Annotated in this window: 12 protein-coding genes; 2 read left to right on the top strand and 10 right to left on the bottom strand. The window is 53.9% G+C overall.

Features of this window, described 5'->3' with window-relative positions; translation table 11 throughout:
- Positions 1–124: 124 nt before the first annotated feature.
- The 4 genes from HMPREF1051_RS03040 to HMPREF1051_RS03025 form a co-directional block, all read right to left on the bottom strand.
- Positions 125–364, bottom strand: coding sequence for a DUF333 domain-containing protein (locus HMPREF1051_RS03040; RefSeq protein WP_003764293.1), 240 nt, complete (start codon positions 362–364; stop codon positions 125–127).
- A gap of 231 nt (positions 365–595) precedes the next feature.
- Positions 596–1,735 carry a THUMP domain-containing class I SAM-dependent RNA methyltransferase gene (locus HMPREF1051_RS03035; protein ID WP_003764281.1) on the bottom strand — a complete coding sequence of 380 codons (1,140 nt, stop codon included), beginning with the start codon at positions 1,733–1,735 and terminating at the stop codon, positions 596–598.
- 254 nt (positions 1,736–1,989) lie between these two features.
- The gene (locus HMPREF1051_RS03030) at positions 1,990–2,985 is read right to left on the bottom strand and encodes an ornithine carbamoyltransferase (RefSeq protein ID WP_003764271.1); all 996 of its coding nucleotides are present in this window, start codon (positions 2,983–2,985) and stop codon (positions 1,990–1,992) included.
- Positions 2,986–3,102: 117 nt separating this feature from the next.
- Positions 3,103–3,912: a methylated-DNA--[protein]-cysteine S-methyltransferase gene (locus HMPREF1051_RS03025; RefSeq protein ID WP_003764273.1), complete on the bottom strand. Its 810-nt coding sequence runs from the start codon at positions 3,910–3,912 to the stop codon at positions 3,103–3,105.
- 253 nt (positions 3,913–4,165) lie between these two features.
- Here HMPREF1051_RS03025 and HMPREF1051_RS03020 point away from each other — a divergent pair, with 253 nt between their 5' ends.
- Positions 4,166–4,723: a YbhB/YbcL family Raf kinase inhibitor-like protein gene (locus tag HMPREF1051_RS03020; RefSeq protein ID WP_003764275.1), complete on the top strand. Its 558-nt coding sequence runs from the start codon at positions 4,166–4,168 to the stop codon at positions 4,721–4,723.
- On the opposite strand, the gene HMPREF1051_RS03015 is transcribed toward HMPREF1051_RS03020, so the two are convergent.
- From HMPREF1051_RS03015 to HMPREF1051_RS02990, 6 genes are all read right to left on the bottom strand, one after another.
- Positions 4,701–5,516, bottom strand: coding sequence for a helix-turn-helix transcriptional regulator (locus HMPREF1051_RS03015; RefSeq protein ID WP_003764269.1), 816 nt, complete (start codon positions 5,514–5,516; stop codon positions 4,701–4,703). The two genes, HMPREF1051_RS03020 and HMPREF1051_RS03015, sit on opposite strands and share 23 nt — an antisense overlap.
- A gap of 729 nt (positions 5,517–6,245) precedes the next feature.
- Entirely contained in the window at positions 6,246–7,391 is a 1,146-nt protein-coding gene (gene dapE, locus HMPREF1051_RS03010; RefSeq protein ID WP_036491520.1) for a succinyl-diaminopimelate desuccinylase, read from the bottom strand.
- A gap of 85 nt (positions 7,392–7,476) precedes the next feature.
- The gene (locus HMPREF1051_RS03005; protein ID WP_003764283.1) at positions 7,477–8,097 is read right to left on the bottom strand and encodes an HI_0552 family protein; all 621 of its coding nucleotides are present in this window, start codon (positions 8,095–8,097) and stop codon (positions 7,477–7,479) included.
- 121 nt (positions 8,098–8,218) lie between these two features.
- On the bottom strand, positions 8,219–8,728 hold the full coding sequence (locus HMPREF1051_RS03000) for a hemerythrin domain-containing protein (RefSeq protein ID WP_003764291.1): 510 nt from the start codon (positions 8,726–8,728) through the stop codon (positions 8,219–8,221).
- Positions 8,729–8,821: 93 nt separating this feature from the next.
- On the bottom strand, positions 8,822–9,409 hold the full coding sequence (gene azu / locus HMPREF1051_RS02995; protein ID WP_003760801.1) for an azurin: 588 nt from the start codon (positions 9,407–9,409) through the stop codon (positions 8,822–8,824).
- 294 nt (positions 9,410–9,703) lie between these two features.
- Complete coding sequence (locus tag HMPREF1051_RS02990; RefSeq protein WP_036491508.1) at positions 9,704–10,126, bottom strand: DciA family protein; 423 nt, start codon at positions 10,124–10,126, stop codon at positions 9,704–9,706.
- A gap of 157 nt (positions 10,127–10,283) precedes the next feature.
- On the opposite strand from HMPREF1051_RS02990, the gene secA reads away from it, so the two are divergent.
- A partial coding sequence (gene secA, locus HMPREF1051_RS02985) for a preprotein translocase subunit SecA (RefSeq protein ID WP_003764294.1) occupies positions 10,284–13,014 on the top strand: 2,731 nt, incomplete at its 3' end.

Genomic DNA, 13,014 nt, shown 5'->3' with positions numbered 1-13,014 from the left:
CAAAAGGTCGTCTGAAACCCTTAAACAAGGTTTCAGACGACCTTTTCGTTATCGGCTGCCGCTGCCAAAATCAAAACGGCAATATCGAGCCTAAGCGTCCGAAGCGCGACGGCTCAATGCGTTATTACTGATTGTGCTGGCGGAAATATGCCCATTCTTCAACGACCGTACCGTCCGGCAGATGGCAAAGCGCATATTCGCCGCCGTCTTTGTCTTTTTTCATTTCCAATTTCCCGCCCTGCTTCACGCAAAACTCAGAAGCCGGATTTGCCATGCCGACTGTCGGCGCTTCTTGTTGGGCGGACGTATTGCAGGCTGCCAAAACCGTAGCGGCGGCAATGCTCAAAACAACAGGTTTCATCATATTATTTCCTTTCGATATTGTGATTCAGACGACCTCAGCCCGAATTTCAGAGAACGATTCTCTAAGGTGCTGAAGCACCAAGTGAATCGGTTCCGTACTATCTGTACTGTCTGCGGCTTTGTCGTCTTGTCCTGATTTAAATTTAATCCACTATATTTGGATACATGGAAAAAGGTCGTCTGAAAACGGAAACAGCGTTGCCACCGCTTTTCAGACGACCTTCAACCGTATTTATCGGTTCGACCCTTTGACCATATCCATCAAAAACAGGCGGCAGTCTAAGTTGCCGTTGTAGAGCGGGATTTTGCGTTTGGGTGAAAGGCGCATGAATTTCGGCATATCGCGGTCGCCGGTAAACATTCCTGCCAACCAGCCCGCGTAATGCTGCTTCAGCCACGCGCCCAACTGCGGGTAAAGGGCTTGTAAGGCTTGGACTTCGGCAAGGCGGACGCCGTAAGGCGGATTGGAAATCAAAATGCCGCCTTCCCCGTTCGGACGGGTATCCTGCGCGTCTTTAACTTCAAAACGGACAAACGTGTCCACTTCGGCAGCTTGAGCGTTGGCAACAGCGGCGCGAATCATATAGCGGTCGTTGTCGCTGCCCGAAATCGCGGCAGGCGCGGGGCGGATTTGCGTTTCGGCTTCGTGTTGCAGCGTTTTCCAAAGGGCGGCATCGAAATTTTTCAGCTTTTCAAACCCGAAACGGCGCATCAAACCGGGCGCGCGGCGGGTAGCAATCCAAGCGGCTTCGATGACGATGGTGCCGCTGCCGCAAAACGGGTCTTGAAAAGGCTGCGAGCCGTCATAGCCCGCCAGCAGCAGCAAGCCCGCCGCCAAGTTTTCGCGCATCGGCGCTTCGCCCGTGTCTTGGCGGTAGCCGCGTTTGAACAAGGCTTCGCCGGATGTGTCGATGAAAATTTGAATGTCGCGCTCGTCGATAAAGGCATGGATGCGGATGTCGGGGCGGATTTTGCCGACGCTGGGGCGCGCGCCGCAAGCGTCGCGGAACACGTCGCACACGGCATCTTTGATTTTCAGTCCGACGAAATCCAAACTTTTGACTTGGGCGCGTTTGCCTTCTACTTTGACTTTGAAGGTTTGTTCCAAGTCGAACCAATCCGTCCAGCGGATATTTTTCGCCGCTTTATAAATGTCTTGCTCGTTGCGGTAGCCGCTCTTGGTCAAGCGCAGCAACACGCGGCTTGCGGTGCGCGAATGCAGGTTGATGCGGTACACCTGTTCCATACCGCCTTTGCACGCGACGCCGCCGTCAACGGCGCGGATGTCTTGGCATTTGAGTTGTTCGAGTTCTTGGGATAAAGGGGCTTCGAGACCGCGCGGGCAGGTAACGAAGAGGGAATAAGTGGTCATGCGAACCTTTCGGATGGGCGGCGTATTCGGATGGCGGATTAAGCTTCAATCAGGACAGGCGGAGCCATGCCAAACCCGTTTAAACTGAACCCGCCATGCCTCTGCCGCGTATTGCTCCGTCGCCGCTTGAAGGGGCGCGCGGATAAAAATGTGATGGACGTGATTATAAAGGATATAAAGGCAAAAGGTCGTCTGAAAACCCGTTATAGTAGATTTTCAGACGACCTTTTTAATGGATTCAAACAGAAACGCCGTCAATCCCCCAACGCCGCCACCATCACCGCTTTAATCGTGTGCATCCGGTTTTCCGCTTGGTCGAACACGATGCTGGCGGGGCTTTCGAACACTTCTTCCGTTACTTCCACGCCGTTTAAGCCGAAGGTTTCGTAAATCCATTCGCCGACTTTGGTTTCGCGGTTGTGGAAGGCGGGTAGGCAGTGCATGAATTTGACCTGCGGGTTGCCCGATGCCGCCATCAGCTCGGGGGTAACGCGGTAATCTTTCAATAAATCAATGCGTTCCTGCCACGCCTCTTTCGGCTCGCCCATGCTGACCCACACATCGGTATGGATAAAATCGACGCTTTTGACAGCTTCTTCCGCGTTTTCGGTCAACAAGATTTTTCCGCCGGTTTCTTCGGCGACGGCACGGGCGCGGGCGACGATGTTTTCAGACGGCCACAAGGTTTTCGGTGCGCCGATACGCACGTCCATGCCGAGCTTCGCGCCCAACACCAGCAGCGAATTTGCCATGTTGTAACGCGCGTCGCCGACGTAGGCAAACGCGGTTTGGTTCAAAGGTTTGCCGCTGTGTTCGCGCATGGTCAGCGCGTCGGCGAGCATTTGGGTGGGGTGGAACTCGTTGGTCAGACCGTTGAACACGGGCACGCCGGCGTATTTCGCCAATTCTTCGACCACTTCCTGCCCGAAGCCGCGATATTCGATGCCGTCGTACATCCTGCCCAACACGCGGGCGGTGTCTTTGATACTTTCCTTATGCCCGATTTGGCTGGCGGACGGCTCCAGATAAGTGACCCCCGCCCCTTGGTCGCGCGCGGCAACTTCAAACGCGCAGCGGGTGCGGGTCGATGTTTTTTCAAAAATCAGGGCGATGTTCTTCCCTTTCATCCGCTGCACTTCGCGCCCTGCCTTTTTGGCGGCTTTCAACTCGGCGGCAAGGTCGAGGTAGGCGGTGATTTCTTCGGTCGTAAAGTCTAAAAGTTTCAGGAAATGGCGGTTTTTCAGGTTCATATTCGTATTTCTCCTTTCCGGCAGTTCGGGCATTGATGAGCAATCTGCCGCTGCTCTATTTTAGTCAGGTCGGATTTTCAAATCCGATAATTTTAATCGGTGTTGTCTACCTCAAAATCAAAACAAGGTCGTCTGAACTTCGCCGCGTTCCAAAGCAAGCAGCGACTGTTTGCGGTTCAGGCCGCCCGCGTAGCCGGTCAGCTTGCCGTCGCTGCCGATAACGCGGTGGCAGGGAATCAGGATGGACACTTTGTTCTGCCCGTTGGCGGCGGCAACGGCGCGGACTGCTTTGGGATTGCCCAAACGCTGCGCCTGCTCCTTGTAGCTGCGCGTTTCGCCGTAGGGAATCGCCAGCAGCTCATCCCATGCCTGCTTTTGAAATTCAGTGCCAATCTGCTCCAAAGGCGTGGCAAAGGTTTTCAGACGACCCTTGAAGTATAAGTCCAATTCCTGCCGCAGAAGTTGCGTTCGCTCATCCTCCCGAAACACAAATCGTCCGCGCAAGGCTTTTTGGACGGCGGTAATTTCCTGTTCCATATGTTTCTGCCCGACAAATTCCAGCAAACACAAGCCTTTACCGCCGAACACCGCCAACATCTCGCCCAAAGGCGTGGCAATGGCGGCTGCGGTCAGTTCGTTCGAGCTATCAGGATAACGTGCCTCCAACAGACGGATGGCTCGGCGGATACGGATATATTCTTCAGGTGTGCAGCCGATACGGTCGATAAAATCCTGCTCGAACTGCTTGGCTTCGTGTTCCGTCAGATTGGGATACGGCATGACTTCACACTCAAAAACTTGGGTTTCGAGCCAATGGCGGATTTCATCCCATTTTGACGGCAGATTGTTTAAGAAAGGCAGGGTAATCATTCGTTTACTCCGTATCTCTATCATGGATTTGACGGCAAAATCCCCAATTTTCGCCATTCCCGCACGCCGATGCAGGAACGGGCTACGACGTAAATCTTGAGGGTTGGGTTGCGGCAATTCCTAAATATTCGATATTTCTAAAGCCTCAGGGAAAGGAATTAAAGATTTCAGACGACCTGCAAAGGGTCGTCTGAAACCACGATTTTTGCATTTGCGCATTTCGGCACATCATCCAACCGTTTCGGCACATTCCTGCCGCCGTTGACAGCCTATAATGAATCCACTTATTCATCAAGTAAAGGAATCATCTATGCAAACCCGCATCCTCTCCGCCGTACTGCTGGCTTTTTCAACCGCCGCCTTTGCCGAGGGCGCATTCACGCTGCAATTCGACAACCCGTCCAAAGACGGCGGCTTTACGCAAAACCAGCTTTTGAGCGCGCCTTACGGCTTTGGCTGTTCGGGCGGCAATGCTTCGCCCGCGCTGTCATGGAAAAATCCGCCCGCAGGGACAAAAAGTTTCGTCCTGACCGTTTACGATAAAGACGCGCCGACCGGCCTGGGCTGGATGCATTGGGTGGTCGCCGATATCCCCGCCAATGTCCGCCGCCTGCCCGCAGGCATTACCGCGCAAGGCGGCAGGCTGCCCAAAGGCGCGCTGCAAACCCGCACAGACTTCGGCACTCCGGGCTACGGCGGCGCGTGTCCGCCCGAAGGCAGGAAACACCGCTACGAATTCACGCTCACCGCGCTGAAAGTCGCCAAGCTGCCGAACATCACCGCCGAATCCACACCCGCGCTGGTCGGTTTCTTCACTAAGGCAAACAGCTTGGGCGAAGCGAAATTCACGGTCGAACACCGACGCTGACCTGCCCCATACACCGATATGCCGCCGGCTCCGCTTCCGAGCGGACCGCCGACGGTACGCAACCGAACCGCTCTTTGAAGCGCGCGCTGAAACGGGACGGGCAGTCATAGCCGACCGCGCCGGCAATCTGCGCCACCGGCCATTGCGTAACCTGCAACAGCGTCAGCGCGCGCATCATGCGAACATCCGTCAGCAGCGTACGGAAATTCGTGTCCTGCCGCGCCAACCGCCGCCGCAACGCGGCCTCGCTGCAATTAAGCCGCTGCGCCAGCATCGCCGACGACCAGTCCGCAGCCATATCGGCGGTAATCAGTTTGCGGATTTGCCGCATCAGGTTGACGCCTTCGTACACGGTAAAACCGATGCCGTCATGCTGCAACCACGCCAACACGCCGCAAAGCGCGGCCTCCGCCGCATTGTGTGGCACTTCTTCATCCGCCAGTACCGCAGCCGCATAATCAAACGCCGCGCTCATCCGCCCGGGGTGCGGCAGCTTCACCGCATCACACACTGCCTGCGCCGTCCCGTATTGTGCGGCAAACCTTTCTATGGCTTCCTGTTCGAAAGCAATCCATTGCGCCTGATAGAGGTCGTCTGAATCGGGAATATTGATGACGTCAAACGTCTGCCCGCCTGCCAACGCGACCGCTTCACCTGCCGCAATCCTCAATTCGCGCCCCGCCCACCGCAGCTTCTTGCATCCGCGCCGCACGATAACCACGGTCGGTTCATGTACCGCCACGCTGCGGTACAAGGCGGTATGATGTTGCACGATGCCGCCTAAAGCACCCAATCGTTCACGCGTATGAAAGTAATTTGACGGCACGGTTATATTCCTCAATGTTTCAACACACAGGGCTGCACATAAGGCACAGTCCTGTTTACCCTGATTTGGAAGGGGTTACTTCCCAAAAAATAAACAAAATTCTACTGCCCTGAGGGGCCGGGTTTCAACCATATTCCGTCGGCGTGCCTGCAACTTGGCTCCCTCCCCTGCGGGGGAGGGTCGGGGAGAGGGTAAAACGGGGCAGATACAGACAATATTTCCGTTGCCGTCCTAATGCCTTCTCCCTAACCCTCTCCCACGGGAGAGGGAATGGATTGCCGTTCAAATAAATCGTTCTACATAAAAATCAATGCGTTATCTCGAACTCACGTTAGGCCTAATCAAATTGTCGGACATCCATATCCGACAAGCAATCTGCTTTTCAGACGGCCTTGCAAATTTAAGTTTGACATGCGTTCAAAATAAGGCAGTTGATGCGAAGCAAATTCCGTCGGCGTGCCTGCAACTTGGCTCCCTCCCCTGTGGGGGAGGGTTGGGGAGAGGGTAAAACGGGGCAGATACAGACAATATTTCCGTTGCCGACCCAATGCCCTCTCCCTAACCCTCTCCCACGGGAGAGGGAATGGATTGCCGTTCAAATAAATCGTTCTACATAAAAATCAATGCGTTATCTCAAACTCACGTTAGACCTAATCAAATTGTCGGACATCCATATCCGACAGCCCATCTTTCTTTTCAGACGGCCTTTTCAGCCAACAACCGCGCCAATATCCCCTCATACACCGCCGACAGCTTCGGAATATCGTCCAGCCGCACGTTTTCGTTGATTTGGTGGATGGTGGCATTGGACGGGCCTAATTCGATGAGTTCTTTCGCAATGGCTTTAATGAAGCGTCCGTCCGAAGTGCCGCCGGTGGTGGACAATTCGGTCTCTACGCCGCAGGTTTCGGCAATGGCTGCGCGTGCCACGTCGGTCAGTTTGCCCGCTTGGGTCAGGAAGGGCTGCCCCGAACACGACCACTGCAAATCGTATTGCACGCCGTGTTTGTCCAAAATGGCGTGAACGCGTTGTTTCAGCCCTGCTTCGGTGGACTCGGTGGAGAAGCGGAAATTGAATTTGACGTTCAGCTCGCCCGGAATGACATTGGTCGCGCCTGTGCCGCCGTTGATATTGGAAATTTGAAAGCTGGTCGGCGGAAAGTATTCGTTGCCTTCGTCCCAGACTTCCTGCGTCAGCTCTAACAAGGCCGGGGCAAAAGTATGTACGGGATTGATTGCCAAATGCGGATAGGCAATATGTCCTTGCTTGCCTTTGACGGTCAGGTTGCCCGACAGCGAGCCGCGCCGGCCGTTTTTAATCATATCGCCCAATTTGTCCACGGCGGTCGGTTCGCCGACGATGCAGTAGTCGATAAGCTCGTCGCGCGCTTTCAATACATCGACGACTTTGGTCGTACCGTCCAGCGCGTCACCCTCTTCGTCGGAAGTAATCAGAAGCGCAATGCTGCCTTGGTGATCGGGATGTTCGGCAACGAAGCGTTCGCAGGCGGTAACGAAGCAGGCGATGCTGGTTTTCATGTCTGCCGTGCCGCGCCCGTATAATCTTCCGTCGCGCTCGGTCGGCTCGAACGGGGGCGAATCCCATTTTTCAACAGGGCCTGTCGGCACGACGTCGGTATGCCCTGCAAAACAGACGACAGGAGCCTGCGTGCCGCGTCGCAACCAGATGTTTTTGGTGTCGCCGAAATGGAGTTCTTCAGCCGCAAAACCGATTTTGTGTAGGCGTTCGGCAAGCAGTTTTTGGCAATCTCGGTCGTCGGGGGTAACGGACGGGCGGGAAATCAACGCTTTGGCGAGTTCTAGGGATTGGGTTTCGGTCATTTTGTTCACTTGGGAAATCAGGCCGTCTGAAATGTTCTCAATCTGATTTTCAGACGACCTTCGGGTTAGGTTGATATGTTCTAAATCATTTGCCATGACAGGCTTCATAAAGCGGCAGCAAATCTTCCACTGTTTCGACTATCCATTTTGCTACATCCTGTTTGCCCAAATCGTCGCGTTCGATATGTTTGCCAATACAGAAAAAGTCTTCATCGTTTTGCAATTTTCGGTCGGATTCGCTTTGTTGTGCGACGGTGCGGTAGTCGTCATATTCGCTTTCCGCGCCGTGCCACATATCGAATGCGGCGTATTTTTCGGTATCGAAATCATCCAGCCAGCGGTTGTATTCCGGCAGCGCAATCGGCGACACGTCGGCTTTGTAACAGTGCCAGTCCAAGCTGACGCTCAGGCGGCGGCGGTTCAATAAAATCGATAAAATCGCGGCGGAGTTTTTGTATTGGGCGTATTTAAAGTAGGCGAAGAAATGGGCGCGCACCTGCCAGCCGTTACACCAGCGTTCGATATGCGGCGGGGCGAAAGGTTCGCCCAAGTCTGCGGCGACCTGCTGTATCAGCTGCTGCCATATCTGCCAGTTTTCCTTGTAGTCGGCTTTGATTTGCGGGATGCTTTCGGGCTGGTATTTTTTGAGCTGGGCAAACTGGAAAAACGGGATATTGAACAAATCGCAGCTTTTTGGCGTCAGCATGGTTTGCTTCCTTTTTAGACGACGTGGTTGGTTTGCAGGGAGATACTGGGGGTCGTCTGAAACTCTGTTTTCAAGTTTTCAGACGACCTTTGTTTGAAGAAACGGCAATCTGTAAACGACCTTATCTGCGTCGGCGCGCCGCCATGATTTCGCCGATTTCGGTCAGTTTCTCTTTGGGGATAAACGTTTTGCCCATGTCGAACAAGGGTTCTTCAATCGCCAGATGCACATCGTAACCTGCCACAAAGCGTTTGAACGCTTCCGCATCGGGGATATAGGCGTTGTCTGCTTCGAGTTTGGCAAATTCGGCAGCCACGGCATCCCAGTTGCCATGCAGGCTGACATGTTGGCGCAAAAGCTCATTCACGCTTTCTTGGGCTTGCGGCGCGTATTGCAGCAGGAGCGGGAAGAAGTTTTCTTCTTCGTCTTCATGGTGCAGCGGGGCGGCGACGTTGAAATACTGGGCGATTTGGCGGATGGTTTGCAAAACAATCTGATTGCAGCCGTTTTCGGCGATATAGTCCGACAGCATGGCGACTTGGCCGCAGAAACGGCGTACTTTGCCGTGGCAGGCGTACAGCATTTCAATCGGTTCGGCAAAGGTAACGCTTTTGGTTTCAAACGGATTCATGTTTGTGTTCTCAATGGGTACTTTTCAGACGACCATTTTATAACAAAACAGCCTGCATAAAGCAGGCTGTCTGTATTTTGAAGCTTGGACGGATTAGTCGACCAAAGTCACTTTGCCGTTCATCAAAGCACCGTGTCCCGGGAAGGTGCAGGCAAATTTGTATTCGCCGCCCGCCAGTTTGGCAGGATCAAGAGTCAGGGAAGCTTCTTCGCCGCCGCCGACCAGTTTGGTGTGGGCAACAACGCGTGCATCGTCAGCTTTCACGTAGTCGGTTGCAGCAGCGCCGGCACCGTCTTTGAAAATACCGTCCATGTCTTCGGCTTTACCGATGACGATGTTGTGACCCATGCTTTCTTTAGGTTGGGTACCGGTGTGTTTCAGGGTAACGGTGAATTCTTTACAAGCTTTGCTGACTTGGATTTCTTTAGTGTTGAACTGCATAGCGTCGTTGGCTTCGACAGTAGTCGCGCAGTTGCCGGCGGCAGGTGCTGCGGCAGAGTTGGCGGAAGCCGCGCCGGAAGCAGGAGCATCGGCAGGAGGTGCGCTTTCTGCAGGTGCAGGTGCGGCTTCGGAAGCAGCAGATGCAGTCGGAGCAGGGGCTTCGGCAGGTTTTGAAGCTTCTTGTGAACAAGCGGACAAGCCGATAACGGCAGCGGAAATCAGAGCCAAATAAGCTTTCATGTGTATCTCCTAATGATAGGTGAGAATATGTTAAGTTCTACAAAATAAAAACTTGCGAATATATATTAATGAACCTAATTTCAGATTTCATATCCGCAAGCGAAAGAAGGATGAAAATGAAACTATATTCTGCTACAACAAATCGAACAAATCCAAAATTCAACGGCTGTTTTACCTCAGTTTACACAAATGAGAATAGCTACTATTAATGTCGTATTTCTTTAGTATTAGATTTTATCAGTCATACGAAATACTCTTTAACTTTAATTAACAAACAACACAACCATTTCAAACTCAACGGCTGTGTTTGCGCACCAACTCCGCCAGCGCGGCAGCCAATTCAGGATGCTTGTCTTCCAATTTTGCCGCCGCCGCATCAAAACTCTCCAATGCCGCCCCGCTCAAATGCAGGCTGTTGACTTTGGGTTGTGCCGGCGGCTTCGGTACGACTTTTACCGCCACATCCCGAATCCCCGCGTTCAATTCCTGAAGCTGCGGCACAAGCGCGGGCAATATCATTTTCAGGCGCGAAGCCGCCATACCGTTTGCCGCCAGCAACACCAACCTACCCTCTTCGATGCAGGCAGTTTGAAAGTGCGGGTGCAGGTTTGCCGGCAGGATGCGTTTGACTGCCGCATCCAGCCTGCGCCATTGTTGCGACTGCTGCAACAAACCGGCCAACCGCGCATCCCGCTTGCCCAATTGTTCCAAATTCATATGTTTCAGACGACCTTTTCAAAGTGTACGGTTGTATTATCAAGATTGAAATCCGGTAAAACTGCCTTTATTTCAAACGGCATGACTGCCTTGCCGCGAGGCTTGTGTTAAAATCCCCGTTTCGCCATTATTTTATATCAGGCGCAGGAACTATTTCATGCTGACAAACATTGCTAAGAAAATCTTCGGCAGCCGCAATGACCGGCTGCTCAAACAATACCGTAAATCCGTTGCCAAAATCAACGCACTTGAAGAACAAATGAAAGCCTTGAGCGATGCGGATTTACAGGCTAAAACAGCCGAATTCAAACAACGCCTCGCCAACGGTCAGACTTTGGACGACATCTTGGTCGAAGCCTTCGCCGTCTGCCGCGAAGCGTCCCGCCGCGTACTCGGTATGCGCCACTTTGACGTCCAGCTTATCGGCGGTATGGTGCTGCACGACGGCAAAATCGCCGAAATGCGTACCGGTGAAGGTAAAACCTTGGTCGCCACCCTTGCCGTCTATCTCAACGCCCTATCCGGCAAAGGCGTGCACGTTGTTACCGTCAACGACTACCTCGCCGCCCGCGACGCAGGCATTATGGAACCGCTCTACAACTTCCTTGGCTTAAACGTCGGCGTCATCGTTGCCGATATGCAGCCGTTTGACCGTCAAAACGCCTATGGCTCTGACATTACCTACGGTACCAACAACGAATTCGGCTTCGACTACCTGCGCGACAACATGGTGACCGACCAATACGACAAAGTTCAGCGCGAATTGAATTTTGCCGTAGTGGACGAAGTGGACTCCATTCTGATCGACGAAGCGCGTACCCCGCTGATTATCTCCGGGCAGGCGGATGACAACATCCAGCTGTACCAAATCATGAACAGCCTTCCCGCGCACCTCATCCGCCAAGAAACCGAAGAAGGCGAAGGCGATTACTGGGTCGATGAAAAAGCACACCAAGTCATCTTGAGCGAAGCGGGTCACGAACACGCCGAGCAAATCCTGATTCAAATGGGTTTGCTGCAAGAAAACGACTCTCTCTACTCCGCCGCCAACATCGCCCTGATGCACCACCTCATGGCAGCATTGCGCGCGCACACGCTGTTCCACAAAGATCAACACTACGTCATCCAAGACGGCGAAATCGTCATCGTTGACGAATTTACAGGTCGTCTGATGTCCGGCCGCCGCTGGTCCGAAGGCCTGCACCAAGCCGTCGAAGCCAAAGAAGGCGTGGAAATCAAACGCGAAAACCAAACCCTCGCCTCCATCACCTTCCAAAACTACTTCCGCCTGTACACCAAACTTTCCGGCATGACCGGTACCGCCGATACCGAGGCTTTCGAGTTCCAAAGCATCTACAACCTCGAAACCGTCATCATCCCGACCAACCGCCCCGTACAACGTAAAGACTTCAACGACCAGATTTTCCGTTCTGCCGAAGAAAAATTCGAAGCCGTCGTCAAAGACATCGAAGAATGCCACAAACGCGGACAGCCCGTCCTCGTCGGTACCACCAGCATCGAAAACTCCGAGCTGGTTTCCCGTCTTCTGCAAAAAGCCGGACTGCCGCACAACGTCCTCAACGCCAAAGAACACGAACGCGAAGCCCTGATCGTTGCCCAAGCCGGTAAAGTCGGCGCCATTACCGTCGCCACCAACATGGCGGGCCGCGGTACCGACATCGTCCTCGGCGGCAACCTCAAGCACCAAATCGAAGCCATCCAGTCCAACGAAAACCTGAGCGACGAAGAAAAAGCCGCACAAATCGCCGCCCTTGAAAACGGCTGGCAGGCAGAACACGACCAAGTGGTCGCGGCAGGCGGCCTGCACATCATCGGCACCGAACGCCACGAAAGCCGCCGCATCGACAACCAATTGCGCGGACGCGCAGGCCGTCAGGGCGACCCCGGCTCCAGCCGCTTCTACCTCTCATTTGAAGACCCGCTGCTGCGCCTCTTTGCGCTCGACCGTGCCGCCGCCATCCTCAACCGCCTCGCACCCGAACGCGGTATCGCCATCGAACACGGCATGCTGACCCGCCAAATCGAAGGCGCGCAACGCAAAGTCGAAGGCCGCAACTTCGACATGCGCAAACAAGTATTGGAATACGACGACGTTGCCAACGACCAACGTAAAGTCATCTACCACCAACGCAACGAAATCCTCAACAGCAAAGACGTCAGCGACCTGACTAAAGGTATCCGCGAAGAAGTCATCAGCGATTTGGTCGATTTGTACATACCGCCCGACAGCATGGAAGAGCAATGGGACATCCCCGCACTCGAAAGCCAGCTTGCCGCCGAATTCCGCCTGCACGAAGACATCCAAGCATGGCTCAAAGCAGACAGCACTTTGGACAATCAGGACATCAAAGAGCGTCTGATTAAACGCGTGGAAGAAGAATACGCAGCCAAAGTCGAGCTGGTCGGAAAAAAACCGATGGCGGATTTCGAACGCAACGTCATGCTGCAAGTCATCGACCTGCAATGGCGCGAACACCTTGCCGCCATGGACTACCTGCGCCAAGGCATCCACCTGCGCAGCTATGCACAGAAAAATCCGAAACAGGAATACAAACGCGAAGCCTTCGCCATGTTTGAAAACCTGTGGCGCGGCATCAAGCATCAAACCGCCGCCCTCTTGACCTCCGTCCAAATCGAGCGCAACACCGATGTAGAAGAAATTGCCGAACCCGCACCCGTCGGCATCCAAACCATCCACTCCGAAGCGCCCGACATGGAAGAACTGCTCGGACAATCCCAAACCAATTTGGTTACCGAAGCGTTCGATCCCGACGGAACGGATTTCAGCCCCGAGGCACTTGCCGCCCAAGGCCAAGTCGTCCACCGCAACGACCCCTGCCCTTGCGGAAGCGGCCTGAAATACAAAC

This window comes from Neisseria sicca VK64 (genome assembly GCF_000260655.1).
GTDB lineage: Bacteria > Pseudomonadota > Gammaproteobacteria > Burkholderiales > Neisseriaceae > Neisseria > Neisseria sicca_B.
The sequence above is the reverse complement of the archived record's forward strand: the minus strand, read 5'-3'. Positions and strand labels throughout refer to the sequence as shown.